Here is a 25,747-nt window from a genome sequence, read left to right on the forward strand (position 1 = left end):
TTAAAACCTGCTTCACTTTAGTTTTGTATCTAGATCTTTGTTTCAGGACTGGTCACTGGGACCCGAGCTTGCCCTGAGTTTAGCCGGGTTGCCGTAGCCTGACCAAGCCACGTTTCGATAACACAGCTCTGGCTTGGCCGTATTCAGCACGGATGGGAATCTCCTGACGGGTACGAAATATGGTGCACTTTCAGCGAGAAATGTAGTGAGATAGATTCATGAAACTTGCCACGCTCCGCCTCGCCAGCGAACCAGGCCATACCACCGCGGCTGTCATTGAAGATGGCCGTGCCTATTATTTGGACAACCTCGATTCGGTGCAGCGTTTCCTGCGGCTTGAGGAAGCCGTCCAGCAGGAAGTCATTGCCCGGGCCCTGGTGGGCGATTCCATTGCCGAAGGCGAAGCCGACTACGCTCCGCTGATTCCCAAGCCGGAGAAAATCTACTGCATCGGTTTGAACTACAAGACCCACGCGGCCGAGGTCGGCGAAGAGCTGCCGAAGTATCCGACGGTCTTCGCGAAGTTCGCCTCCACCCTCTGCGGTGCCAATGACTCGATTGAAATTCCCGTTGAAGACCATCGAGTGGACTACGAAGCAGAGCTGGCCATTATTATCGGCAAGCCTGGCCGTCGCATCAGCCAAGAAGATGCGCCAGCGCATATTGCTGGCTATGCGGTGTCCAGCGACGTGTCGATGCGCGGCTATCAGGGCCGTACCCAGGAATGGCTGCAGGGCAAAATCTGGGACCACTCCACTCCCCTGGGTCCTTGGCTCGTGACCCCTGATGAGCTGAATCCTTCGGCGCGCATCAGCAGCAAGGTCAATGGCGCGGTGGTGCAGGACGAGCAGATCGATGACCTGATTTTCTCGGCGGATGAGTTGGTTTCCTACCTTTCGACGTTCAATGAATTGCGGCCGGGCGACGTCATCCTCACTGGCACGCCCTCCGGTGTCGCCTTGGGTCGCCGGGACGAGAATGGGCGCCACCCGTGGCTCAAGCACGGCGACGCGTTGGAGACCTCGATTGAGGGTCTGGGTACCTCGACGGTAGTTTTCCACGCGCCGCAGCACTGATATTCCCGCTGGTTCTCGGGGCCTGTCCGCATCGGCGGGCAGGCCACTGGTCGTTAAGCACCGCTTTTCTTTTTGTTATTGAGTCTCATTCTCATATAAGCTGTGATGCGTGAACCTCATTGTCCTCTCCGCACTTGACACCTCCAGCCGCGACACCGGCTTGGAGCACCTGCGACGCCACCACCGCGATGCCATCTTCCTGCGCTATGACTTCGTCGATGGCAATCGGCTGGTGCGCCATGTCTTTGGATCGGCGACCGCCGAACGCGCTGAAGCAGTGCTTGAGCATCCCTGCATTGGCTGTGCCACGAAATTCGAGATCCTGCCGACCATCAGGCGCCTGGCACCCCAGGATTCCGAAACCACCATGGTCTTGGGGCTGCCTTCCACCTGGCATAGCGCCTCGGTGCTCCAGATGCTCGAAACACAACTCGAACCACTGGATCTGCAGATCGGCAGCATCGCGCTGGCCTTGGATCCAGCCGAATTGGAAAACCAGATGTGGGATCGGCATACCCTCTGGGAATCGGGATTCAACGCCATGGAGCACGATGCGCGGACTGCCGGAGAGTTCTTCTTCACCGAACTGATGCAGGCAGATACGCTCATTCCGGTTGAAGGCCTGGAAGCCCAGCTGCTGGAGGATGCTGCAGGTCCGCGGCGTGCTGGCGGCATCCGCTACGAAGCCGGTCTCGGCCTGGCACGGCAGATGGCGCCGCATGCGCAAATCTGCGTGCACGAAGGGGAACTCGGATCCTTCCACCCCGCCGCGGCACGCCAGCGCACCAGCGCCGGGCATCTGCCGCGAACACCCCTTGATGCCAGCAGTGCGCCGATCCGCCTGCACGCGGAACGTCCGCTCCACCCCGAGCGCTTCCGCCAAGCCCTGCCGTCCTTGGCTGAGTCCTGCACCTGCATCCGCGGCGTCCTCTGGGTAGCCAGCGCGCTGAGCGAGCGCGTTGCCATCGGCGGAGCCGGTCCGCGCATCTGGATGGAGAACACCGGGGCCTGGCATTCGCATATCGCCGTTTCAGAATTGCTGCTCTACGGATCCGAGCATGAAGCTTCGCAGATTGAAACGGTTTTCGAGCAGTGCCAGGTCACCGAGGAAGAGCTCAAGGGGCTGTTCAACTCCGCAAATCACGAGGGAGGTGAATGGCATGAAAGTTAGGAATTCCATCCGTGCACTGAAGAAGGCACCGGGATCGCAAGTGGTCAGACGACGCGGCCGCGTCTTCGTGATCAACAAGAAGAATCCGCGCATGAAAGCGCGGCAGGGCTGAAGCCCCGCAGCTTGCCGGCATCCACCGCAGTGGATGCCGGCGGAGCCTTTTCGGCCCAAACAGCTGATCCATTGGTGAAAATAAGTTAATGAACTGGACATGACCCGAACCAGCGCGCTTTGTGACACACCTCTCCCGAGTGCCATATGATGGCACTCACATAAGGGAATCGGCTTCTCGCCTGAGACTCTTCATCATCAGTCACTCGCACATAAGGATATTGAATCCATGGACGCTTTGGGCACTCTCTTCGGGGATATCTCTTCCGTCATTTGGGGACCGTTTGTCCTCATCCCGCTGCTTCTGGGCACCGGCCTGTACCTGACCATCCGCTTGGGAGGCCTGCAGTTCTTCAAGCTCGCCGCCGCACTGCGCCTTGGCCTGCTCAAGCGCAAGGACGCTGATGCCGAGGGCGACATCTCGCAGTTCCAGGCACTGACCACCGCGCTGGCCGCTACCGTCGGTACCGGCAACATTGTCGGCGTGGCCACGGCCATCGGCATCGGCGGCCCGGGCGCCCTGTTCTGGATGTGGGTCACCGGCCTGCTCGGCATGGCCTCGAAGTACACCGAGGCCTACCTCGGCGTGCGCTACCGCGGCACTGACGCCGCCGGCGAAAAGTCCGGCGGTCCGCAGTACTACCTCGAACGCGGCATCAAGGGACCCTTCGGCAAGTTCCTGGCATTGTTCTTCGCCATCGCCGCCACCCTGGCCTGCTTCGGCATCGGCAACATGACCCAGGGCAACTCCATCGCCCTGAACCTGGAGAACTCCTTCAGCGTGGCCCCATGGGTCACCGGCGTGGTCCTGACCGTGCTGTCCATCGCGGTGCTGGTTGGCGGCATCAAGTCCATCGGCCGTGTGACCGCTGGCTTCGTTCCGGTGATGATCGTCTTCTACGTGGCCGCAGCGATCTACATCCTGGTCGCCAACGTCGGTGGCATCCCTGCAGCTTTCGCTACCATCTTCACCGATGCCTTCACCGGCACCTCCGCTGTGGGCGGCTTCACCGGCTCGGCCATCATCATCGCCATCCAGTACGGTGTTGCCCGCGGCATCTTCTCCAACGAGTCCGGCATGGGCTCGGCCGCCATCGCCGCTGCGTCGGCGCAGACCACCCACCCTGTTCGCCAGGGCCTGGTCTCCATGACCCAGACCTTCATCGACACCATCATCGTGGTCACCTGCACCGGCCTGGTCATCATCACCACCGGCACCTGGAACCTGATCGACGAGGCCACCGGCGAGCAGATCTCCGCCGCGCTGATGACCGGACAGGCCTTCGCCCACGGCCTGCCAGGCGAGTGGGGCCACTGGATCGTGACCATCGGTCTGGTCATGTTCGCCTTCTCCACCATCCTGGGCTGGAGCTACTACGGCGAGCGCAACATCGAGCGCCTGTTCGGCCGCAAGCTGGTCATGCCGTTCCGCGTCGTGTTCTCGCTGGTCGTCTACGTAGGCTGCACCACCGAGCTTACCGCAGTGTGGAACTTCTCGGACATGATGAACGGCCTGATGGCCCTGCCGAACCTGATCGGCCTGCTGATCCTGTCGGGCATGGTGGCACGCGAAACCCGCTGGTACCTCAAGCATGACCCGAAGCTGGAAGCGAGCAAGGCGCAGATCGAGGACTTCATGCTCGATCGTCCCGGCTGGGCCGAGTGGAAGGCCGGCGACGTAGTGGGCTCCTCGCGCAACCGCGGTGCCCACGAGGCATAGGCGCAGCTAGCGAAAAGGACCCGTCCGGCATCTGGTTGAATCCAGACGCCGGACGGGTCCTTTGCTGTTGGAAGAAGGTTAGTACCTTAGGCGTTCCACAAGCCGTAGGAGTCGGCCAGGTCGGCAATCTTCTGGGCACGGGCCAAGCGAGGCAGGTACGAGCCGTCGCCCACCGATGCTCCCGCGGCATGCGCTTCGAGCAGTTCCATGGCCCAGGACAGTTCGTCTTCGCTTGGTGCCAGTGCGGCGTTGATGCCATCAACGTGGTCAACGGACAGGGACAGCTTGCCGGTCATGCCCATGGAAGCGGTAACGCGGGTTTCCTCGGTCACCTTGGCCGCGTCGGCACCTGCTGGCGGTGGCCCGTCGATTGGGCCGGGCAGCTTGCCGACACGCGAAGCGATCACCAGGCGGCCGCGTGCGTAGGCCAGGGCCATCGGCTCATCGGAGATGCCGGTGTCCTTGCGGAAGTCGTTGATGCCGAATGCCAGGCGGAAGGTGCCCGGAGCCGAAGCGATCTTCGTTGCATTCTCGATGCCCAAGGCGGTTTCGATCAAGGCCAGTACCGGTGTGCCCGCGCGCAGGCGCATCGCGCTGTAGGTCACTTGTTCAGGCTGCTCGGTCATGGCCAGCATGATTCCGCGCAGGCCGGGGGCGCCGGACAATGCGGCAAGGTCGTCGGCCCAGAAATCGGTGTCAATGCCGTTGACGCGCACCCAGGCAGTCATGCCATTGGACAGGGCGCGTACCACGTTGTCGCGAGCCTGGATCTTCTGATCATCAGGAACGGCAGCTTCCATATCGAAAATCACCGAGTCCGCTTCACATGCTAGTGAAGGGGCGAAAGTTTCCTCCTTGGCAGCATTGACCAAGAGCCAGGAACGGGACAATTTTGCAGGAAGAGCCGCAGCTCGACGATTTCGGAATGCCATAAGTCCTACACTACTCACTTGCCACGCATAGCTTCCACTGGCCATGTACAGTATTTGCTTCAAGTGAACCGGTTGCCTTGAAATACAACGCAAGAGCAACCGGGTTTCGTGATGCTCCTGTGCGCCAGCCTGGCTGTTCTGCAGCGAAAAGTGCGCCTGGATTTCGTGGTGATCCTGATGTTCCCCTTTTACTGGATCTGCCGTTTCCGATATCCGACGGCAACGTGCACAAAGCTGGAAATGATCACCGATAATTCTGAATCAGCTAATCAAGCGCATCACGCTAATTCCATTCGCCGGAACCGGAGAAATTCCTTCATGGATATTCGATTGGTTTTCTTCCTTGCCCATTCCTGCCAGCTTTGCGACTGGCCACTTCGATTAATCGCTCCCAAGGGCCAGGCCTGCTCCCCCAGCTATTGTGCGAAGCAGCTTGCAGCATCCTTTGACCCAGGTGCATATAACGAATTTCACAACTGTTAAGCCTGCTCGCGCTCTGCGTTGACGGCCAAATATAGTCGGTCAATGCATCTGCGATAACCTCGTTCTGCGGTCTAGTCCTTCCTCCCAGCGGGCCGTCTCCTTCGAAAAACCGAAGGGATCTGCTCATGAAAGGTGCAGCCGTGGCGAACGATTCCACGCAACTGAAAACCGATTCCTCCGGAACGAAACTTGAGCGCGGCCTGTCCAGCAGGCATATCCAGCTCATGGCGATCTCCGGAGCAGTTGGCACCGGCTTGTTCATGGGCTCCGGCAAGACCATCTCGGCAGCCGGACCATCGGTCATCTTCGTGTACATGATCATCGGCTTCATGCTCTTCTTCGTCATGCGCGCCATGGGCGAAATCCTGCTCAGCAACTTGAACTACAAGACTTTCGCAGATTTTGCCGGAGACCTGCTGGGGCCTTGGGCCGCCTTCTTCACCGGCTGGACCTACTGGTTCTGCTGGGTTGTCACCGGCATTGCCGACGTAGTCGCCATCGCCCAGTACGTCGCCTACTGGTGGTCCGAGATCCCGTTGTGGCTTCCTGCGCTGTGCTGCATCCTGCTATTGGCCGGATTGAATCTGCCAACTGTCAAGGCCTTCGGCGAGACCGAGTTCTGGTTCTCGTTGGTGAAAATCGTCGCCATCCTGGCCTTGATTGTCTGCGGACTGGCCATGATCGCCACCGGTTTCAGCTCATCAGAGGGAGACACCGCGTCCTTCGTCCACCTCTGGGCGCACGGCGGCATGTTCCCCACCGGTTTCATGGGCTTTGTCGCTGGCTTCCAGATCGCTGTTTTCGCGTTCGTTGGCATTGAATTGGTTGGCACTGCAGCGGCCGAGACCAAGGACCCTGAGAAGAATCTGCCCAAGGCGATCAACTCCATTCCGCTGCGCGTGATCCTGTTCTACGTCGGTGCGTTGACCGTCCTGATGGCCGTCACTCCCTGGTACAAGTTCTCCGCTGATGAATCGCCATTCGTCGGCATGTTCTCGATGGCCGGCTTGGCTGCGGCTGCGGGTCTGGTTAATTTCGTTGTCCTGACGGCGGCGGCTTCCAGCGCCAATTCCGGAATCTACTCCACCTCCCGCATGCTGTACGCCCTGTCCCAAGATGGAGATGCTCCGAAGAAGTTCAGCAAGCTGTCGACCACGCAGGTACCGCGCAATGCGTTGCTGTTCTCCTGCATGTTCCTGCTTGCCGCCGTGGTCCTGCTGTACGCGGGCGACTCGGTGGCCCAGGCGTTCACGTTGGTCACCACGGTGTCTGCGTTGTGCTTCATGTTCGTCTGGTCAATGATCCTGATCAGCTATTTGGCCTTCCGCAAGCGTCGCCCGCACCTGCATGATGCCTCGAAGTTCAAAGTTCCCGGCGGGATGGGAGCCCCATACATGGTGCTCGCCTTCTTCGTCTTCATCCTGTGGGCATTGACCACGCAGGCTGATACGCGCGCCGCGTTGCTGGCTACTCCGCTGTGGTTCCTCGTCGTTGGACTGTCCTACCTCAAGGTGCGCAAGTCCGATAGCCACCAGGCGCTGCGTGCAGCGCATCAGACAAAAGTTCTCGCTGAAAACGAGGCAGCGGCGATTTACCGGGAAAGCTAGATGCTCCGCAAGAATTTCCTACGACGAATTGCGCTCCAGTACTGAGGCTCGAAACCCTCGGGCATCTGCCGGTACCGTCCAGCATGCGCCGCATGAGGGCCGGACGGACCATCCAATTCAGGCCTTCTGTGCAATTCAAGCATTAGCAAGTCCGACCCAGCACAACAAAAAGCTCATCTCGCGCCCAGATATGCACCTCGCGGACTCTTGCTCCAGATCAAGCGACGCGGCGTAGATCCGCGGACAGCGTCTGCGGCTGGATATTGACGAAGTCCAACGGCATCATGCACTGGAGCCTCGAAACTGGGGCCTTACCAATAATCAGACGCGAGATGGGAAGCTCAGGCAATGCGGCCGAAGACTCCTTGAAGGTGAGCTTGCTGAACAAAGACGTACTGTGCTGGCCTTCCGAAAAGACCTGCCCGTGATCAACGACTTGCTCTGCAACATGGGAGAGCAAGGCGAAAACATCATCCCCGTCTCCCCCAACACTGGTGATTTCAGGATGCCCAATCGTGGTCAAGCCCAGCGTGTACCCAATTGCCTGCTGGTGCTTGGCTGAACCGCAGAGCACGATGGCATAGCCTTTCTCCTCTGTTTCATAGGCAGCGACGAGGCTGAGCAGGACCGTGTCGGGCAATGAGCTGCGCACAGTGAGGCGGAAGTCTGTAGGTTCTAGCATGGTGTCCCTCCTGGAATGATTCGGTTCCATCCAGTTTTGCGCTCATTCATCACCCGCAGCAGAATCTTTCGCGATTGTGGATAACTTCGCCCAACGCATCCAGGGGTGCCGGGCACAAAAAAACTGCCTGCAACGGTAGGTTGCAGGCAGCTTTTCGCGTGAAATATCTACTGGTTCTTTTCGGCTTCCGCAGCCACAGCCGCAGCCACGGCAGGCATTACGCGATCGTCGGTTGCCGAAGGAATGATGTAGCCCGGAGCCAGGTCATCGCCGACCAGGTTGGCAATGGCGTGGGCCGCCGCGACCTTCATGCCTTCGGTGATCTTCTTGGCGCCCGAGTCGAGGGCTCCGCGGAAGATACCTGGGAAGGCCAGCACGTTGTTGATCTGGTTCGGGAAGTCGCTGCGTCCGGTGGCTACGACCGCTGCATACTTCGCGGCGACATCCGGCATGATCTCCGGGGTCGGGTTGGACAGCGCGAAGATGATGGCGTCCTTGTTCATCTTCGTCACCGCAGACTCAGCAAAGGTCGACGAGGAAAGGCCTACCACGACGTCGGCGCCATCCAGGGCCTCGGCCAAGCCGCCCATGACATCTTCGCGGTTGGTGCGCGCCGCCAGGTCGGCCTTGACCGGGTTCAGGTCGTCGCGTTCGCGGTGGATGGTGCCGCGCGAGTCGAGCACGATGACATCATCCACGCCGGCCGAAAGCAGCAGGTTGGTGACGGCGACGCCGGCCGAACCTGCGCCGGAGATGACAACCTTCAGCGAGCTGATGTCGCGGTTGGTCTGGCGGGCCGCACCGATCAGCGCTGCCAGCACCACGACGGCGGTGCCGTGCTGGTCATCATGCATGACCGGGATGTCCAGGGCCTCGATCAGGCGCTTTTCGATTTCGAAGCAGCGCGGAGCGGAGATGTCTTCCAGGTTCACTGCGCCGAAGCTCGGACGCAGGCGGATGACGGTCTCGACGATTTCGTCCACATCGGTGGTGTCCAGCACCAGCGGAATGGAATCCAGTCCGCCGAATTCCTTGAACAGCGCGCTCTTGCCTTCCATGACCGGAAGCGAAGCGGCGGCCCCAATGTCGCCCAGGCCCAGCACCGCGGTGCCATCGGAAACCACAGCGACCAGGCGGGAGGCCCAGGTGTGGGTGGCGTGCTTGGCTGGATCATCGGCAATGGCTTGGGACACCTTTGCGACACCCGGGGTGTAGGCGATGGACAGGTCGCGCTTGGTATTCAGCGGCATCTGCGAGGAGACGGAAAGCTTGCCGCCGAGGTGGGCGTCGAAAACTTCTGCATCGGTGATGGTGGACAGGTCTTTGGTGGATTCAACAGACATTGAATAGCTCTTCTTTCAAGAAAGTTCTGATTGACGAAAACGCAGTACCCACGAAATTGGTGGCAGAGCGTAGGAACGCGCATGACCATTCATCCGACCGCAACGGAGCGTGACCCACAGGCAATTAAGGAGGGCGTCAGGCTTCCATGTACACAATTCCCAATTGGGCTACGCCGGGTGAGGCTGAAGGATCCGTCATGGTGTGCCGGAAGATGGCTGGTCAGTACTTTCTTTAGACCTACGTTTTCCACCATACGGGAACCGTTTGGCGCAATTCAACCCCCTTTCGTCGTATGCGCGTCACAATTCAAGCGCCGCACGTTGCCGAGACCCAGCGTCATGAGGTGCGGTTCAGGAGCATCTCGGGCAAAATTGGGGCCATGGCATCACCGACTTCAGCACTAGGCAGGGTCCGCACTTTCGAAGCGTTGGATGAGAAGACCACGGTACGATTGCGCCGTGCGTTGGACGAGTCGAATGACACGACAGTATTCGTCAACGGCACTGCCCTGCAGCTGCCCAAGGAAGCCCATCAGGCGCTGATCGAGGTGCTGTCGCGCTTCGCCGATGGCGAGTCGGTCAGCATCGGCACGCCCGAGTTGCTGCTCAATACTTCCCAGGCGGCCCAGATGGCAGGCATCTCCAACAGCTACCTGCGCAAGCTGGCCGATTCCGGGATCATCCCGGTGGAATACCGCGGCACGCATCGCCGCATCCGCCCGAGCGCCATCCAGGCATGGCTGGATTCGCGAGGCGAAACCGGAAAATGAGCAAGCCGGCCGGTTCATCCGCCAGCGCTCCGCAGGAAGTCGCCTGGTGGGATCGCCTGCTGATCCGCCTTCCCGGGTATTCCCTGTTCGCCTGGATGGGCGCCTACGGCATGCACCAGTCCGGCGACATCACCCTTGGCACCGCGGCGCTGCTCTTTTTCACGCTCGCCCTTCCCCTGCTAGCCGGGTGGCAAATCTTCCAGGTCCTGCGCAGCCGCCGGCGCACCCAGGCGTGGCGCGACGCCCAGCGGATCTCACAAGGCAGGTTGGGCGTTCCCGACCTGCCCGAAATCCGCGCGAGCCTCGACCGGCTCACCAGGACCCGTGCGCTTCGCCCGGAACCGAAAAAGCCGCGTTTTGGCAGCCTGGCGATCTTCCTCATCGTTCTCGGGGTGGCAGGGTTGGCCATCGCCGCAGGAATTCTGCTGGCCAAGCTCGGTGTTGCGGGCCTGTCGGCCTTCGCCATGGTCGGCATGCTGCTGGCCGCCATCAGGCCGTTGCAGCTCATGGGGGTGCAGAACCGGGCGCACCGCGCGGTGGTTTCCATTCCCGAAAAGCTCACGGAGATCCGCGAGCTGGTGATGCGCGAACGCCACGCACCCAGCGGGCAGCGCGCCACGCAAGCCGCCGATAGCGCACTGGATGCGTCATTGCTGATCATCGATGCTGCCATCGCCCTGTCCCGGTCCGGATATTTCCGTGCTTCTGCGGACTGCGTCGAGCTGCTGGCCCACTTGGCCAGGCAGTGCTGGCTGGCGGGGAGCAAGCCGCGGAATCTTGCGGAGAAACTCCGCACTCGTGTGAACGCGGCGCTGGCCCAGCTGGCCATCGAGGAGCGCCATGCCTCGCGCTGAGGCACGGAATCGCGTTGCTGGATGCCCAGGTCTTGCCAAGCCCTGAATTTCCTGCTGGAATACCAAAGTATTCTATTTGAAAACAATTCTTGTGCCGCACCCAGCGCAGGAATCACGCTCCCCGCCAGCGGGAGCCCCGGCCGAGGAGAACCATGACCACCGCATCACAATCGCTGACCACTTTGCACGAGTCCCTGCTTTCCGAGCGCGCGGCGGGAATCAAGCAGTCTGCGGTGCGCGACGTGTTCGAGCTGTCGCTGGACCCTTCGCTGGTATCCCTGGCCGGAGGCAACCCCTTCCTGCAGCTGCTCCCGCTGGAAAAGATTGGCGAGATGGCCCAGCGCATCATCGTCGAGCAGGGCCCCGAAGCACTGCAGTACGGCTCGGGCCTGGGCACCCCCGAACTGCGTGCGCAGATCATCGACGTCATGGCGGCCGAGGGCATCACGAACGTGGGCATCGAGGATGTCGTGGTCACCAACGGCTCCCAGTCAGCGCAGGACATGGCATGCAAGGTGTTCTGCAATCCCGGAGACACGGTGCTCTGCGAAGACCCGACCTACGTCGGCGCGCTGAACACCTTCGAGGCCTACCAGGTGACCGCCCGCCCGGTGGGCACCGACGAGAACGGCCTGATTCCTGACGCTTTGCGCGAGCGCATCGCCGAATTGCGCGCGGCCGGCGAGCGCATCAAGTTCCTCTACACCATCCCGAACTTCAACAACCCTTCGGGCATCACGCTGGCTGCCGAGCGCCGCCAGGAAATCGTGGAGATTTGCCGCGAGGCAGGCATCCTGATCCTGGAAGACAATCCGTACGGGATGCTGCGCTACGAGGGCACCCCGGCGCCCACGCTGCGCAGCCTGGATCCGGAGAACGTGATCTACATGGGTTCCTTCTCCAAGATCTTCGCACCGGGCCTGCGCATCGGCTGGGCCGCGGTGCCTACCCACCTGTTCCGCCGATTCTATCTCGCCGGCGAAGCGGTAGCCCTGTGCCCGCCGACCCTGAACCAGATGATCATCAGCGCCTACCTCAACGAGCATGACTGGAAGGGGCAGATCACCAAGTACAACGACCTGTACCGTTCGCGCCGCGATGCGATGCTCGCCGCCTTGGCCAAGTACCTGCCCGCTGGAGTCACCCACACCCATCCGGAAGGCGGATTCTTCATCTGGCTGACCCTGCCCGAAGGCATCGACACCTACGCGCTGCTCCAGCAGGGCGTGAAGGCAGGGGTCATCTTCATTCCTGGGGCCGCTTTCAGCCCCTCTGGCGAGGCCAGCAACAAGCTGCGCTTGGCGTTCTGCTCGGTCGACGAGGAAACCATCGCCGAGGGCGTGCGCCGGCTTTCGCTGCTGCTTGAGCAGGCCATCGCCTCCAACCAAGGCTAGCGGCCAACCCTTCTCAGAATACCCACAGTGCCTCCTGTGCTGGGCCATGATCCGTCTGCATACGGTAGTGAACACGGCAAACAGCCCCATTTCACCTGGCTCAAGGAGTGCACCATGAATCCCCCACCGCGCTGGTTCGGAAACCGGCCGCTGCCGAGGCCCGAAGAAGATCTCGAGGACCAGGGGCTGTCCTTCGACGTCGGCACCCTGATCGAGCGGCGCAAGGTTCTGGCCGGTGTGGGCGTGGGCACGCTCGCGTTCGCCCTGGCCGCCTGCTCCCCCACCGGCAGCAAGGGCACCGCTTCGTCCTCCACCGCTGCGGAGATCCCTGACGAGACGGCCGGCCCCTACCCGGGCGACGGGTCCAATGGTCCGGACGTGCTGGAGCAAAGCGGAATCGTCCGCAGCGACATCCGTTCCAGCTTCGGCACCAGCACCACCACGGCCGAGGGCATCGAAATGACCCTTGAGCTGAAGATCGTGGACATGGCCAATAACAACCAGCCCTTCGCCGGTGTGGCAGTGTACGTGTGGCACTGCGACCGGTCCGGGGAATACTCCATGTACTCCAGCGGACTGGAAGATGAGAACTACCTGCGCGGGGTCCAGGTGGCCGATGCCGACGGCATCGTACGCTACACCAGCATCTTCCCGGCATGCTATGCCGGACGCTGGCCGCACATCCACTTCGAGGTGTACCCGGATACCGATTCGATCACCGATCACACCACAGCGATCGCCACCTCGCAGGTCGCCTTGCCGCAGGAGACCTGCACCGCGGTGTACGCAACCACCGGCTACGAGCAGTCGGTGAAGAATATGCAGGGGGTGGGCCTGGACTCGGACAATGTCTTTGGCGAGGATTCGGGAGCCGCCCAACTGGCAACCGTCGCTGGGAACACCGGCTCCGGCTACACCGTCAGCCTCACGGTCAATGTGGATACGAACACCGAACCTGCCGGTGGCGGGGCTCCGGGAGGCATGCCTCCCGGCAACGCCCCGGCAATGCCTGATGGGCAGCGGCCGGGCAACGCCCCGACAGCTCCGGCACCGTCCGGCTCGTAGCGGTCGTGGGCCGCACCCCATCGTGGTGCAGCGCCACGGTGTGCCTGCCAGCTTGGCCGTAGCGGTGACGGTGCTCCCGTCGCCGCGGCGGCTGAACCGGAGGGATGCTCAGGCCAGCCGGCCGCCGAAGTCGTCTGCGATCGCCGTGGCGGCTTCGCGCAGCTTGGGCAGCAGGATCTGCTTGATGGCCTCGGGGTTGTTGCGCCCGGCCTGGACCGAGATGTTCAGCGCCCCTAGCAGCTGGTTCTTGCGGTAGACCGGCACGGCCAGACCGCGCAACCCCTCGTCGAGTTCCTGGTTGACCAGGGACCAGCCCTGCTCGCGCACCGTGTCCAGTTCCCTGCGCAACGCATCCAGGTCCGCCACCGTATGCTCGGTGTACCGCTGGAGCTGCACGCGCTCCAGGAAGGATTCCTGCTCGGCCTCGGCCAGCTGCGCGATCAGCACGCGTCCCATCGAGGTCGCCCAGGCCGGCAGCCGGTTGCCGATGGACACGTTCATCAAATGCAGGCGCGGCGCGGCGACGCGTTCCACATAGAGGATGTCCTGGCCTTCGAGCACGCACAGGGACGAGGTCTCCTCCAGTTCGTGCGCCAGCGATTGCAGGTGGGCGGTGGCCGCCTGGGGCAGCGTGAGCCCGGAGAGGTAGGAAGCTCCGATGTCCAGCACCCGCGGGGTCTGCCGGAAGGTGCTGCCCTGCGCTTCCAGGTACCCGAGATCTGCCAGGGTGAGCAGGAACCGCCGGGCCGAGGCCCGGGTCTGGTCCGTAGCGGCCGCGACCTGGGAGACCGTCAGCTCGGTGGCGCCGGCATTGAATGCCAGCAGCACGGCCAAGGTCTTTTCGGTGGATTTAACGAAATAATCCGGCCGCTGTTCCACTCGACGGTCCCCCGTGTTCCTAGTTCCTGCTCCAGCGGTTGCTCTCGAATTGCGCAGCCAGCCGGACCGGCGCATTGGGCGCCCCGTACCCATCGTAGCCAGCGCGGCGCTCAACCACCTCGAAGAACATGTTCCCGAGCGTCTTGGTGTAGAAATGCAGGAACTCGCCCTGCTCATCCCGGTCATAGAGCAGATTCAGCTCCTTGAGCGTAGCCAGCAGCTGCCCGTCCAGCTCGAAGCGGGCGGCCAGATCCTCGTAGTAGTTGGCCGGCACCGGCAGGAATTCCATCCCCCGGGCACGGGCGGAACGCGCCAGCTGAACGATGTCGCCGGTGCGCAGGGCCACATGCTCCGGGTACTCGTGATGGCGCTCGATGGCTTTTTCCAGCCCCTGCGGCACGATGTTCAAGGCCAGCCGGACGCAGGAGTCGGCGGTGCGCAGCACCTGGGAACGCACCAGCCCCATGGGGCTGGGCACCTCGGTGCCCGGCATCATTTCCAGGTTGAGCACGCTGCTGTAGAACAGCACCGATTCATCGAAGCACTGCCAAGGCTGGGCCAGGTTGATGTGGTCGATACCGGTGACCGCAGGGGTCCCGGTTTCCGGCGCGGCCTCGCCGGCGTCCAGGAATTCGCGTTCCCAGTTGCGCGTATTAGCTGGGGAGCTGAAGAAGACCTCGGTTTCATCCGGGGCCAGGAAGCCGGGCAGCTCCTGCTCGTGGTGCGTCTGCTGGCGCGGGACCTTGGTGGCCAGCAGCGACGTGCCGCGTGCGCCCCCAGCGCCCGGATCAGGAACCTGCACGCCGAAGCCGGAGACCGCCGCTTCGACGCCGCGGCTGCGCTGGGAGTTGATGATGATCCGGGCCTCGCCCGAAGCCCACAGCTGCACCGGCTTGCGCCGGTGCTGGCCCTTGAAGGCAAAGCCCAGCTGCGCCAGCATCCCTGCCACGCGCTCCGGGTCCTCGGTGCGGATCTCGGCGAAGTCGAAGGCCGTGGCTTCCTGGGCCCCGGGCAGCGCCTCCAGCTCCAGGGCCGAGTGCTGCCCGCTGCCGGCCAGCAGCCCGGTGGTCTGGGACTGCAGCCACTTCAGCGAGCGCAGTCCGTCGATTGCGGTCCGCTCGACATTGGACTGGCGGAAGACGTCATTGAAGATCTCCAGGGAGACAATGCCTGCATAGCCGGATCGGACCAGGTGGAGCATGAACTCATCCAGCGCGAAACCGCCCTGGCCTGGGAAGAGCCGGTAATGCCGCGACCAGGAGAGGATGTCCATGGACAGTACCGGAGCGTCGGCCAGCTGCACGAAGAAGATCTTCTCGCCGGGGATCTGCGCGATCTGCGCCGGGTCATCCCCGCGCGAGAGAATGTGGAAGCTGTCCAGGCACAGCCCGAAGTTCGGCCGGTCCACACCCTGCACGATGCGCCAGGAATGCTGGTAGGTGTTCACGTACTTGCCCCAGGCCAGCGCCTCGTAGGCGATGCGCACGCCGTAGCCGGCGGCCAGCTCGGCCAGCTGGCGCAGCTGCGCGATGAACAGCTCATCATTATCGATGGTGGCGGTGGCGACGTTGGAGCACAGCAGCACCAGGTCCATGCCCAGCTGGTTCATCAGCTGGAACTTGGCTTCGGCGCGATGCAGGTTGGCCTGCAGCTGCGCTTCGGTGACGCCCTCGAAGTCGCGGAAGGGCTGGAACAAGTCCAGGCCCAGCCCCAGCCGGTCGGCCATGGCCCTGACTTCTTCCGGGGACATCGGGCTGACCAGCAGGTCCTGCTCAAAGATCTCGATCCCGTCGAATCCGGCCTTGGAGCAAGCCAGCATCTTCTCTTCCAGTGTTCCTGACAGGCATACGGTGGCGATTGATGTGCGCATCAGCGTCCTTCTTCCAGCATGGCCAGCAGGTGGGCGCGCATCCGCGCGGCATCCGGCTTGATTCCGGTAATGATTTCGAAAGCGTCCACCGCCTGGCCCACGGCCATGTGCCCGCCGTCCAGGACCTGGCAGCCCAACGCGCGGGCGGCGGTGATCAGCTCGGTGTCCACCGGGCGGTAGATGCAGTCGGCCACCCAGTGATGCGCAGTCAGCGCCGCGATATCCAGCGGCAGGCCCGGGTGGTGGTGCATGCCGATCGGGGTGGCGTTGAGCAGCCCGTCCTTGCCAGGCAGCAGGCCCGGCACCTCATCCGGGGTCGCGGCGAAGATCTGCGCCTGCGGGAAGTGGCTGCGCAGCTCGGCCACGCGGTGCTCGACCCGCTCCGCGTCCAAATCCACGATGTGCAGCTCGGTGGTGCCCGAGTCCAGCAGGGCGTAGGCCACGGCGGCTCCGGCGCCGCCGGCTCCCAGCTGCAGCACTTTGGCCAGGTTGGCTCCGGGCAGCCCGGTGGCCAGGGCGCGGGCGAAGCCGGAGGCGTCGGTGTTGTGCCCGTAGAACTTGCCGTCCTCGATGAGAACGGTATTCACCGCGCCGATCTTCCGCGCGCTGTCCGAGATCCCGTCGAGGTGCTCGAGCACCAGCTGCTTGCAGGGGTGGGTGATGTTGAAGGCGTTGTAGCCCAGCTCGGCTCCGGCGGCCAGCAGCGTCCCGACATCCTGCCCGGGCCGTTGCAGCACCGCGAGGTCGATCGGCCGGTACAGGTAGCGCAGGGATTGCGCGTCGGCTTCATGCTCGTGCATGGGAGGCGTGAGCGAAGGCATCACGCCCTCGCCGATCAGTCCCACCAGGAACGACTCGCTGGGTGTACTCATTTTCGTCGCTGCCCTTCAAAATTGGCATCAGGTCTTGCCCTGTTTGTGATTTGCATCTACTGTAAACCAATGAACACATTCCGAACAAGTGTACGGAATGCGCACACTTAGGACGAGTTCCCCTCCAAACCACTCGATCAGGGAGTATCCCGATGCAAGCTGCACACCAGGCAACGGCGCCCGACGGCACCGGAAGCCCCAAGCGCACTCCAGTCAAGGCGGCCGTCGCCAGTTTCATGGGAAGCGCCGTTGAATACTACGACTTCTTCATCTTCGGCTCCGCCGCCGCGCTCATTTTCCCGCATATCTTCTTCCCGGATACTTCCACCAACGCAGCGGTGATGTCGCTGGCGACCTTCGGCTTCGCCTATGTGGCACGCCCCATCGGCGCCATCTTCGTCGGGCACTTCGGCGACCGCGTCGGCCGGCAGAAGGTGCTGATGTTCACGCTGATCCTGATGGGCGCCTCCACCTTCCTGATCGGCTGCCTGCCCACCTTCGACCAGGTCGGCTGGCTGTCCCCGATCCTGCTGGTCTTCGCCCGCCTGTGCCAGGGCCTGTCGGCTGCCGGCGAGCAGGCCGGGGCCTCCTCCATGTCGCTGGAGCATGCGCCGGACCACCGCCGCAGCTTCTTCACCTCCTGGACGCTGACCGGCACCCAGGGCGGGCAGATCCTGGCCGCGCTGATCTTCATCCCGGTGGTCGCCCTGCCCGATGAGATCAAGTACGGCATCGGCTGGCGCATCCCGTTCTGGCTCTCTGCCCTCGTCGTGATCGTCACCTTCTTCATCCGCCGCTCGCTGCACGAAACCCCGGAATTCGAGGAAGCCAAGAAGAACAACGAGATCGCCAAGCTCCCGCTGGCAGTGCTGCTGAAGTTCCACTGGAAGGACGTGCTGCGCGTCATCCTCTGCGCCTTCATCGCCGCGGTGTCCACCGTCTACGGCACGCTGGCCATCTCCTACGGCAAGACGATCGGCAACATGGACGAGTCCATCACCCTATGGCTGGTGGTAGCCGGCAACATCGGCGCGCTGTTCACCCAGCCGCTGTTCGGCATGCTGGCGGACAAGATCGGGCGCAAGCCGGTATTCATCTACGGCGCACTGGGCTCCGCGGCCTTCATGCCGTTCTACCTGCGCTCCATGGAAACGGATAACGCGCTGGCGCAGTTCGGCCTCTCGGTGCTGGTCTTCTCCTGCGCCTATGCCGCGGCCAATGCGGTCTGGCCGAGCTTCTACGCCGAGATGTTCTCTTCCCAGGTCCGCTTCTCCGGCCTGGCCATCGGCACCCAGATCGGCTTCTTGATGGCAGGGTTCGCCCCGTCCATCGTCGCCGCCCTGGGCGGACTGGAAGCCAATGGGTGGGTGCAGATCAGCATCTTCACCGCGGCGATCTCGCTGATCGCCTCCGTGGCGGCAATGACCGCGCGCGAAACCTACCGGGTGCCCACCACGGAGCTGGGCAGCAAGGTCGAAAAGGTCTCCAGCTAGGGGGCAAGACCCAGCCACAGGCCCCAGCCGAAACCGGGCAGCTGCAGTTGCAGCTGCCCGGTTTCCTGCTTCAGGCGGAGTGGGACTCGTGATCCGCGGCGATCTGCAGCAGCGTCTGCTCGGTGCGGCCCAGCACCTGCGCCGCCGGCCAGATGGCGTGCAGCTCGCGCAGCAGGGCGGGGCCGTCAAAGGCAATTTCCACCAGGGTTCCGGCCGCCAGCTGGCTTTCCACGGCCAATTGGCTGAGCACCGCCGGGCCCATGCCGCCGGCCGCGCACTGGCAGATGGTCGCATTGCTGTTGAATTCGGCCACCGGCTTGGGCCGCTGGGCATGGGCGATATAGTCCAGGAACGCGCGGGTGCCCGAGCCTTCCTCGCGCTCGATCAGCGGCGTGCTCTGCAGCTCGTGCAAGGTCAGCGGCTGCTCGCGCAGCGCCCATTCATGCCCGGGCGCGACCACAATCAGCATCTCGTCGCGGAACACCGGTTTGCTCTTGAGCCCCAGCGGTATATGCGGGGTTTCCACGAAGCCGAGGCCTACCTCGCCTTGCTGCACAGCACGGATGACATCCTGCGAATTCATGATCAGCATGCGCGGCGTGATCTGCGGCAGCACCTGGTGCAGCCGGCCGATCCACTGCGGGGCCAAGTATTCGGCCACCGTCATGCTCGCCCCGAACTGCAGCTCGGATCCCCCTGCATCGGCCAGCGACCTGGCGCCGGCGGCCAAGGCTTCCAAGCTGGCCAGCGCTTCCCGGGCCCATTGCACGGTGAGCACGCCCTCGGCGGTCAGCGTGGAGCCGGTGGTCTTACGGGTGACCAGCGAATATCCCAAGCGGCGTTCCAGGGTTTTCAAGGCGCGCGAGGCATTGGGCTGCGCCATGCCGGCCGCCCGGGCCCCGGCACTCAGGCTGCCGTGGTCGGCAATGCCCACCAGCAGTTCCAGCGAGGAAATCTGCAGCCAATGGGACAGGCTTGTCGATGAGGGCGAATCGCTTTCCATATCACGATCATATGCCTGCGGCAGCTCGATAGGACGGACTGGCCGCCTGCCGATGGCGTCGCCGTCACCTCGCGCTCCATCCACCGTCCATGGCGTAGGACGCTCCGGTGACCATGCCCGCCGCATCAGCGCACAGCCAAGCCACCAGGGACGCCACCTCTTCGGGTTCCACCATCCGCTTGATCGCCGCCTCGGTCAGCATGATTTTCTGCACCACCTCGGATTCTTCGATGCCGTGGACCTTGGCCTGATCGGCAATCTGCTTCTGGACCAGCGGCGTGCGCACATACCCGGGGTTGATGGAGTTGCTGGTGATCCCGAAGTCCGCTCCTTCCAGCGCCGTGGCCTTCGACAGCCCTTCCAGCCCGTGCTTGGCCGCCACGTAGGCGCTCTTGAAAGCGCTGGCCCGCAGGCCGTGGATGGATGAAATATTGATGATGCGTCCGAAGCCGCGCTCGCGCATGCCCGGCAATGCCGCACGGATCAGCAGGAAGGGAGATTCCAGCATGAGCCGGTGGATCAGCCTCCAGGCTTCGGGATCAAATTCATGGATCGGGGCCACCCTCTGCACGCCGGCATTGTTGACCAGGATGTCGATATCCAGGCTGAGCTCTTCCAAGGATTTGGTATCCGAGAGATCCACGGCCCACGCCTTCCCGCCAAGTGCCCTCGCCGCTTGCCCGGCCGCCTGCTCGTCCACATCGGCAATGGTCACATCCGCACCGGCGCGGGCCAATGCCGTCGCGCTGGCCAAGCCGATGCCCGACGCGCCACCGGTAACCAAGGCCCGGCGCCCGGCCAGCCCTTCAGGACCCTGCCTGTTCTCTTCAGCCATGTGGCCCATCCTCTGCTTAGCTCCACTGGATCGTCCCGGTGCGCTGGCCGCAATTGCGTGCACCGCCCTTCGTTTCAACGTAAGCTCCGGCAAGGACACCGGTCAACGGCATTGGCTGTGCAGATTCCGCAGGCAAATGTGCAGGCTTGCACAGTGATTACCGTTGGATCTGCGTTGGCTGTGCGCCAGAAGCTAAGCTGGCATTCAAAGGCTATTTCGCAATCCACGAGCCAAGGACACGGTAAGCAATGACGACTTCCCCGATACCTCCGACCCCCGCTGAGGTCCCCATCCGCAAGGCAGCCAGCGTTCTGCTGCTGCGCGAGGCAGCCGCCGGATTCGAAGTATTCGTCCAGCACCGCGTGAACACGATGGACTTCGCGGCAGGCATGGTGGTCTATCCCGGCGGACGAGTTGATCTCCAGGACGGACAGGCGGCAGACGAGGCCGAAATGGATCCGGCAGTGCTCAGCGATCACGTCCAGCGTTGGGCGCACACCTCGGTCCTTGCCGAAGGCCGGGAACGCGCGCCGCACCTGGCCGGCGAGGTCCTCTTCGCAGCCCGGCGCGAAGTCTTCGAGGAAACCGGCCTGCTGCTGGATCCTGGCCAACTGCACCCATGGGCCAACTGGGTCACCCCAGCCGGATTCCCGCGGCGGTTCGACACCTATTTCTTCGTCGCTGCATTGCGCGCAGGCCAGGAACCGATCCACCAGACCACCGAAGCGGTGATTTCCAAGTGGACCAGCCCCGAAGCGCTGTTCGCTGCGCTTGAGCGCGGCGAGGTCAAAATGATGCGTCCCACCCAGCGCACCTTGCTGGATGCGATGGAGCTGGGCAGCATCGAGCAGATCATGTCCAGCAAGCCGGTGATTTCCCCAGTCCACCCGAATCCCGAGGATTCGCAGTCGTCACACCCGGTGCGGGACTCGGAGCGGCAACCCAGAGGCTAGCCGCCGCCCTGGCTCAGGATTCCAGCAGCGAGCGCCCGACGATCAGCGACATGATCTCGTTGGTGCCTTCCAGGATCTGGTGCACGCGCAGGTCCCGGGCGATCTTCTCCATCCCGTAGTCAGCCAGGTAGCCGTAGCCGCCGTGCAGCTGGATCGCGTTGTTGGCGGCATTGAAGCCGGCATCCGAGGCCATCTTCTTGGCCATCGCGCACAACCGCACCCGGTCCGGGCTCTTGGCGTCCAGGGCGGCCGCGGCACGGCGTAGCAGCGAGCGGGCGGCTTCCAGTTCCATGTCCATCTCGGCCAGCTTGAAGACCAGGGCCTCCTGCCTGGTCAGCGGCCCGCCGAAGGCCTGGCGTTCCTTGAGGTACAGCGCCGACTTCTCCAGCGCGCTCTGCCCGCCGCCCAGCGAGCAGGCACCGATGTTCAGCCGTCCGCCGTTCAGCGCCTGCATGGCCATGGAGAATCCCTGCCCTTCGGTGCCCAGCAGATTGCCGGCGGGGATGCGCACGCCTTCCATGATCACCTGGCGGGTGGGCTGCGCCTTCCAGCCCATCTTCTTCTCGTTCGGCCCGAAGCTCAGGCCCTCGGCATCTCCAGGGACCAGGAAGGCGCTGATGCCGCGCGAACCGGTATCGGCGGTGCGGGCCATGACGATGTAGAGCGCCGAGCTGCCAGCGCCGGAGATGAACTGCTTGACCCCGCTGAGCACATATTCGTCCCCGTCCCGGCGGGCCCGGGTCGACAGGGCCGCCGCGTCGGAGCCGACGCCCGGCTCGGTCAGGCAGTAGGAGCCGAGGTCTTCCATCGTGGTCATCGATGGCAGCCAGGCGGCACGCTGCTCGTCATTGCCGAAGGTGTCCACCATCCACACCACCATGTTGTGGATGGAAATATAGGCGGCCAATGTCGGATCGGCCTTGGCCAGTTCCTCGAAGACCAGCACAGCGTCGCTGCGGGTCAGGCCCGATCCGCCATGGTCTTCCGAAACATAGATGCCGCCCATGCCCAGCTGGCCGGCCTCGGCCAGCACATCCACCGGGAAGTGCTGTTCCTGGTCCCACTTCAGGGCGTTGGGAGCAATCCTGGTCTCGGCGAAATCATGAACCATCTCGATCAACGACTTCTGGTCATCGCTTACTTCAAACAACACCGGCTCCTTTGCCTGCACCTTGCGTCTTTGACCTCAGTCTATGTGACGCAAGATACACTTGGGGCGTATCAGTTGAATTCCGAAGCATCCATTTCGAAAAGTTGGGCTCACCCGCATGCAGATCCGCACTAGCACCGCCGAGGATTGGCCTGAGATCTACGGCTTCTACCGCAAGATCATGGATGAAGGGCAAACGTACGCTTTCCCGCAGGGCCAGTCCCTTGCGGAAGCCCGTCCGTGGTGGATGGAAGAGCCGCCAGGCCAAACGGCGGTCGCCGTGGATGAGGGCAGGATCATCGGTTCAGCGAAGATGGGCCCGAACAAGCCCGGAGCTGGATCCCATATCGCCACCGCTTCATTCCTGGTCGACCCGGAAGCCCGCAGCCGCGGCGTGGGGCGAGCGCTGGGCCGCTACGTGATCGAGTGGGCCCGGCAGGAAAACTACCACGGCATCCAATTCAACGCAGTTGTCGAAACCAATGAGGCGGCAGTGCACCTGTGGCAATCGCTGGGCTTCACGATCCTGGGCACCATCCCGGGAGCCTTCAATCATCCAGCCAAGGGGCTGGTGGGCCTGCACTTCATGTTCCTGCCCCTGGAACCGGCCACGTCGCCTGGGCGTTAGCCGCGCGCGTCAAACCGCTCGCGGGCGGCGAGCACCTTAGGCACATGCTCCTCTGACCACAGGCGCAGGATTTCCATGGGTTCCAGGATCCCCTGGCCCAAATCGGTCAGCTCATAGTCCACCCGCACCGGCACCTGGGCGAACACGGTGCGCTGCACCAGCCCGTCGCGCTCCAGATTGCGCAGGGTATTGGTGAGTACCTTGGGCGTGACAGCTCCGATGCGTTCGCGTAACGCAGAGAAACGTTGCGGTCCGCCCGCCAGCGCCAGAAGCACCAGCGGTGTCCATTTATCGCCTAGACGCTGCATAATTTCACGTGACGGGCATTCCTGCATGAACACGTCGAAGGGTTCATGGCTATCCATGAGGAAACCTAGTTTCGTTGTAGTAGTCGGTATCTAAAGGATACCATTGTGTCGAAGCCAATTCCCTCAAAGAAAGAGAACACCATGAAGATTGCAGTATACGGAGCGACCGGCATGGTCGGCTCGGAAGTTGTTGCCGAAGCCATTTCCCGCGGCCATGAGGTCACCTCGGTCACCCGTTCGGGCAAGGAGGTCGAGGGCACCACCGCAGTGGCAGCCGAGCTGGGCGACGGCGCGGCCTACCGCGATCTGGGCAAGGGCAACGACGTAATCGTCATCGCCGTGCCGCCATCGCGCACCGGCGGCGACCACCAGGAATACCTGGATGCCTTCGAACAGATCACCGAAACCCTTGTTCCGGCCCGCCTGGTCGTGGTCGGCGGCGCCGGCGCCACCAAAGTCGAGGGCGTGCGCCTGGTCGACACCCCGGGATTCCCCGAGGAATACAAGGCCGAGGCCACCACCAGCGCCGAGGTCTACGACATGTTCACCTCGGTGTCCGGCATCACCTGGACCGTCGTGGCCCCGGCCCCGGTCATCATGCCAGCGCGCCGCACCGGCAGCTACACCCTGGGCACCGATTCGCCGGCTGGCGACTTCGTTTCCTCCCAGGACTTCGCCGTAGCGATCCTCGATGAGATCGAAACCCCGGTCCACGAGAACCGCCGCATGACCGTAGCCAGCGAAAAGTAGTCCGCTTCGCAGACTGCCGCTGCCCGCCATTCGCCAGATCGGAGCGGGACGCTCCGATCTGACGAATGCGTTCCGGATGACTAGAGTTGGTTTGGTCATCACCACTAGTTCATCGAGGTAAGCACTTCCCCATGCAACGAAACTCGCGCGCATCCCGGATCCTCGGCTGCGCTATCGCGCTCCCGCTCATTGGATCTCTGCTGGCCAGCTGCTCGGCTGGAGCCGGATCCGATTCCACCGAAGAGAATGTGAAGCCGGTAGCCGGCGGCACCCTGGTCTACGCGTCGGGGGATGCCGAGCCGTCCTGCCTGGACCCGCATGTGGGCGGCAACTACCCGCAGGCCCTGGTGGCCAGCCAGTACCTCGAATCCCTGTTCACCAAGGATGCGGACGGGAAGATCATCCCGTGGCTTGCCGAAAGCACCGAAGTGTCCGAGGACGGCCTGACCCGCACCATCACCCTGCGCGACGGCATCACCTTCACCGACGGCACCAAGCTCACCGCCGAGGCCATCAAGGCCAATATCCAGCACCTGAAGGATCCGAATACCGCCTCCTCCACCGGCTACCTGGCTGTGGGCAAGGTAGTGGACATCGAAATTGTTGATGAGCTCACCGCCAAGCTGACGCTCTCCTCCCCGGATAACGCGCTGCTCGAATCGCTGTCCATGCCGTGGACCGCCATCGAATCCCCCAAGGCGCTGGAACGCGACCAGGCCACCAACTGCGCCTCCCCGGTAGGCACCGGCCCGTTCAAGGTCGAATCCTGGGAGCACCAGAAGGCAGTGAACCTGGTCCGCAACGACGACTACGTGCTGCCGGTGGGCGACACGGCGCGTGCCGATGACAAGGCCTATCTGGATGGCATCACCTGGCGCTTCATCCCGGAGGCCGCCACCCGCTACGCCGCATTGCAGTCCGGCGAGGTCGACGTGATCGACAACGCGCAGCCGGACACCATTGCCACCGCGACGAAGGACAACTCGCTGGGCCACCTGGATGCACCGCGCCCGGGCGCTTCCAACCGCATCGAGCTGAACAGCTCCAAGGCGCCATTCGATGACCAGCGCGTGCGCGAAGCGTTCATCCGCGCCGTGGATGCCAACTCCGGCATCAGCGCCCTCTACTTCGGCACCGCGCAGCGCAGCTACTCGCTGCTTTCTTCCGTGGAGCCGCTGGGCTACTCCGACGAGTCGCTGTTCGGCACCGATGCGGCCAAGGCCAATGAGCTGCTCGACGAAGCTGGCTGGACCGAGCGCGACGCCGAAGGCTACCGCGTGAAGGACGGCAAGCGCCTGTCCCTGGACTTCCCGGTCTCCACCAACCAGTCGGTTCCCGCCGAGCAGTCGCTGTTCGAGCAGTTCCAGGCCCAGGCCAAGGCCGTGGGCTTCGAGGTGAAGATCCAGCTGCTGGACCTCTCCAGCTGGTACGGCGCCCTGGCCAAGCACGAATACGACTTGGTCTCCGCTCCGTACACCAAGGTCGGCCCGTCGGTGCTGCGCATCCTCTACCACTCCAATTCGACCGTGCCTGCGCCATCGGGCTACTTTGCCAACAACGCGCAGGTGAAGAACGAGAAGCTGGATGGGATCCTGGCCGAGGCCGAGCAGACCAATGACGAGGCGCTACGCGCTTCGCTGTACGAGCAGGCGCAGAAGCTGGTGCTCGAGGGTTACTACGTGCTGCCGCTCTACGACCAGCAGAACCACTTCCTCTACGGCAAGAACGTGCACGGAGTCGGCGCCACCACCGCCGTGTCCTCGCCGATCTACTACGACACCTTTGTCACCGAGTAGCA

General features: G+C 63.1%; 24 protein-coding genes. 14 read left to right on the forward strand and 10 right to left on the reverse strand.

Annotated elements, in window-relative coordinates; all coding sequences use genetic code 11:
* Positions 1-218: 218 nt before the first annotated feature.
* The 4 genes from ACR9WD_RS13810 (at position 219) to ACR9WD_RS13825 (ending at position 4,078) form a co-directional block, all read left to right on the forward strand.
* Positions 219-1,076 carry a fumarylacetoacetate hydrolase family protein gene (locus ACR9WD_RS13810; protein ID WP_434922240.1) on the forward strand — a complete coding sequence of 286 codons (858 nt, stop codon included), beginning with the start codon at positions 219-221 and terminating at the stop codon, positions 1,074-1,076.
* A 109-nt stretch (positions 1,077-1,185) separates the two neighbouring features.
* A complete protein-coding gene (locus ACR9WD_RS13815) occupies positions 1,186-2,247 on the forward strand; it encodes a GTP-binding protein (protein WP_434922241.1) in 1,062 nt (353 codons plus the stop codon).
* On the forward strand, positions 2,237-2,359 hold the full coding sequence (gene ykgO, locus ACR9WD_RS13820) for a type B 50S ribosomal protein L36 (protein WP_073707785.1): 123 nt from the start codon (positions 2,237-2,239) through the stop codon (positions 2,357-2,359). Before ACR9WD_RS13815 ends, ykgO begins: the two co-directional genes overlap by 11 nt.
* 228 nt (positions 2,360-2,587) lie before the next feature.
* Positions 2,588-4,078, forward strand: coding sequence for an alanine/glycine:cation symporter family protein (locus tag ACR9WD_RS13825; RefSeq protein ID WP_434922242.1), 1,491 nt, complete (start codon positions 2,588-2,590; stop codon positions 4,076-4,078).
* A gap of 86 nt (positions 4,079-4,164) precedes the next feature.
* On the opposite strand, the gene ACR9WD_RS13830 is transcribed toward ACR9WD_RS13825, so the two are convergent.
* Positions 4,165-5,010: an HpcH/HpaI aldolase/citrate lyase family protein gene (locus tag ACR9WD_RS13830; protein WP_038993294.1), complete on the reverse strand. Its 846-nt coding sequence runs from the start codon at positions 5,008-5,010 to the stop codon at positions 4,165-4,167.
* A 608-nt stretch (positions 5,011-5,618) separates the two neighbouring features.
* On the opposite strand from ACR9WD_RS13830, the gene ACR9WD_RS13835 reads away from it, so the two are divergent.
* Positions 5,619-7,100: an amino acid permease gene (locus ACR9WD_RS13835; protein ID WP_434922243.1), complete on the forward strand. Its 1,482-nt coding sequence runs from the start codon at positions 5,619-5,621 to the stop codon at positions 7,098-7,100.
* A 217-nt stretch (positions 7,101-7,317) separates the two neighbouring features.
* Here the strand turns inward: ACR9WD_RS13835 and ACR9WD_RS13840 are convergent, their stop codons facing one another.
* Both ACR9WD_RS13840 and ACR9WD_RS13845 read right to left on the reverse strand, forming a co-directional pair.
* Positions 7,318-7,782 (reverse strand): DUF4262 domain-containing protein, encoded by a 465-nt coding sequence (locus tag ACR9WD_RS13840; protein ID WP_158024706.1) that lies wholly within the window; start codon positions 7,780-7,782, stop codon positions 7,318-7,320.
* A gap of 167 nt (positions 7,783-7,949) precedes the next feature.
* Positions 7,950-9,125, reverse strand: a complete 1,176-nt coding sequence (locus ACR9WD_RS13845; RefSeq protein ID WP_434922244.1) for an NAD(P)-dependent malic enzyme — start codon at positions 9,123-9,125, stop codon at positions 7,950-7,952.
* Positions 9,126-9,505: 380 nt separating this feature from the next.
* On the opposite strand from ACR9WD_RS13845, the gene ACR9WD_RS13850 reads away from it, so the two are divergent.
* The 4 genes from ACR9WD_RS13850 (at position 9,506) to ACR9WD_RS13865 (ending at position 13,208) form a co-directional block, all read left to right on the forward strand.
* Positions 9,506-9,895: a helix-turn-helix domain-containing protein gene (locus tag ACR9WD_RS13850; RefSeq protein ID WP_066141726.1), complete on the forward strand. Its 390-nt coding sequence runs from the start codon at positions 9,506-9,508 to the stop codon at positions 9,893-9,895.
* Positions 9,892-10,749 (forward strand): hypothetical protein, encoded by an 858-nt coding sequence (locus tag ACR9WD_RS13855; protein ID WP_434922245.1) that lies wholly within the window; start codon positions 9,892-9,894, stop codon positions 10,747-10,749. Before ACR9WD_RS13850 ends, ACR9WD_RS13855 begins: the two co-directional genes overlap by 4 nt.
* Before the next feature lie 152 nt (positions 10,750-10,901).
* A complete protein-coding gene (locus ACR9WD_RS13860; RefSeq protein WP_434922246.1) occupies positions 10,902-12,143 on the forward strand; it encodes a PLP-dependent aminotransferase family protein in 1,242 nt (413 codons plus the stop codon).
* A 114-nt stretch (positions 12,144-12,257) separates the two neighbouring features.
* A complete protein-coding gene (locus tag ACR9WD_RS13865; protein WP_434922247.1) occupies positions 12,258-13,208 on the forward strand; it encodes an intradiol ring-cleavage dioxygenase in 951 nt (316 codons plus the stop codon).
* A 108-nt stretch (positions 13,209-13,316) separates the two neighbouring features.
* On the opposite strand, the gene ACR9WD_RS13870 is transcribed toward ACR9WD_RS13865, so the two are convergent.
* Genes ACR9WD_RS13870 through ACR9WD_RS13880 form a run of 3 tightly spaced genes read right to left on the reverse strand, consistent with a single transcriptional unit; the run spans position 13,317 to position 16,829 of the window.
* Positions 13,317-14,087 (reverse strand): IclR family transcriptional regulator domain-containing protein, encoded by a 771-nt coding sequence (locus ACR9WD_RS13870; RefSeq protein WP_073707778.1) that lies wholly within the window; start codon positions 14,085-14,087, stop codon positions 13,317-13,319.
* A 19-nt stretch (positions 14,088-14,106) separates the two neighbouring features.
* Positions 14,107-15,957, reverse strand: a complete 1,851-nt coding sequence (locus ACR9WD_RS13875) for a bifunctional sugar phosphate isomerase/epimerase/4-hydroxyphenylpyruvate dioxygenase family protein (RefSeq protein ID WP_434922248.1) — start codon at positions 15,955-15,957, stop codon at positions 14,107-14,109.
* Positions 15,957-16,829 (reverse strand): shikimate dehydrogenase, encoded by an 873-nt coding sequence (locus ACR9WD_RS13880; protein WP_073707776.1) that lies wholly within the window; start codon positions 16,827-16,829, stop codon positions 15,957-15,959. Before ACR9WD_RS13880 ends, ACR9WD_RS13875 begins: the two co-directional genes overlap by 1 nt.
* Positions 16,830-16,981: 152 nt before the next feature.
* Between ACR9WD_RS13880 and ACR9WD_RS13885 the strand changes: the two genes are divergently transcribed.
* Positions 16,982-18,322, forward strand: coding sequence for an MFS transporter (locus tag ACR9WD_RS13885; protein ID WP_073707775.1), 1,341 nt, complete (start codon positions 16,982-16,984; stop codon positions 18,320-18,322).
* 70 nt (positions 18,323-18,392) lie between these two features.
* On the opposite strand, the gene ACR9WD_RS13890 is transcribed toward ACR9WD_RS13885, so the two are convergent.
* Positions 18,393-19,325, reverse strand: a complete 933-nt coding sequence (locus ACR9WD_RS13890) for a LysR family transcriptional regulator (protein WP_434922249.1) — start codon at positions 19,323-19,325, stop codon at positions 18,393-18,395.
* A gap of 64 nt (positions 19,326-19,389) precedes the next feature.
* Positions 19,390-20,160 (reverse strand): 3-hydroxybutyrate dehydrogenase, encoded by a 771-nt coding sequence (locus ACR9WD_RS13895; RefSeq protein ID WP_038993273.1) that lies wholly within the window; start codon positions 20,158-20,160, stop codon positions 19,390-19,392.
* 248 nt (positions 20,161-20,408) lie between these two features.
* Between ACR9WD_RS13895 and ACR9WD_RS13900 the strand changes: the two genes are divergently transcribed.
* A complete protein-coding gene (locus ACR9WD_RS13900) occupies positions 20,409-21,113 on the forward strand; it encodes an NUDIX hydrolase (protein WP_052254047.1) in 705 nt (234 codons plus the stop codon).
* 13 nt (positions 21,114-21,126) lie between these two features.
* Here the strand turns inward: ACR9WD_RS13900 and ACR9WD_RS13905 are convergent, their stop codons facing one another.
* Positions 21,127-22,263: an acyl-CoA dehydrogenase family protein gene (locus ACR9WD_RS13905; RefSeq protein ID WP_073707773.1), complete on the reverse strand. Its 1,137-nt coding sequence runs from the start codon at positions 22,261-22,263 to the stop codon at positions 21,127-21,129.
* A 118-nt stretch (positions 22,264-22,381) separates the two neighbouring features.
* Between ACR9WD_RS13905 and ACR9WD_RS13910 the strand changes: the two genes are divergently transcribed.
* Positions 22,382-22,891 (forward strand): GNAT family N-acetyltransferase, encoded by a 510-nt coding sequence (locus ACR9WD_RS13910; RefSeq protein WP_434922250.1) that lies wholly within the window; start codon positions 22,382-22,384, stop codon positions 22,889-22,891.
* Here ACR9WD_RS13910 and ACR9WD_RS13915 read toward each other — a convergent pair.
* The gene (locus tag ACR9WD_RS13915) at positions 22,888-23,256 is read right to left on the reverse strand and encodes a winged helix-turn-helix transcriptional regulator (RefSeq protein WP_038993270.1); all 369 of its coding nucleotides are present in this window, start codon (positions 23,254-23,256) and stop codon (positions 22,888-22,890) included. The genes ACR9WD_RS13910 and ACR9WD_RS13915 overlap by 4 nt on opposite strands.
* 84 nt (positions 23,257-23,340) lie before the next feature.
* On the opposite strand from ACR9WD_RS13915, the gene ACR9WD_RS13920 reads away from it, so the two are divergent.
* Both ACR9WD_RS13920 and ACR9WD_RS13925 read left to right on the forward strand, forming a co-directional pair.
* A complete protein-coding gene (locus tag ACR9WD_RS13920) occupies positions 23,341-23,949 on the forward strand; it encodes an NAD(P)-dependent oxidoreductase (RefSeq protein ID WP_434922251.1) in 609 nt (202 codons plus the stop codon).
* A gap of 131 nt (positions 23,950-24,080) precedes the next feature.
* Positions 24,081-25,745, forward strand: a complete 1,665-nt coding sequence (locus tag ACR9WD_RS13925) for an ABC transporter substrate-binding protein (RefSeq protein ID WP_434922252.1) — start codon at positions 24,081-24,083, stop codon at positions 25,743-25,745.
* Positions 25,746-25,747 lie beyond the last annotated feature (2 nt).

Origin of the sequence: Glutamicibacter sp. PAEs-4 (assembly GCF_051161755.1) — a bacterium.
In the GTDB taxonomy this organism is placed as follows: Bacteria; Actinomycetota; Actinomycetes; order Actinomycetales; family Micrococcaceae; genus Glutamicibacter; species Glutamicibacter nicotianae.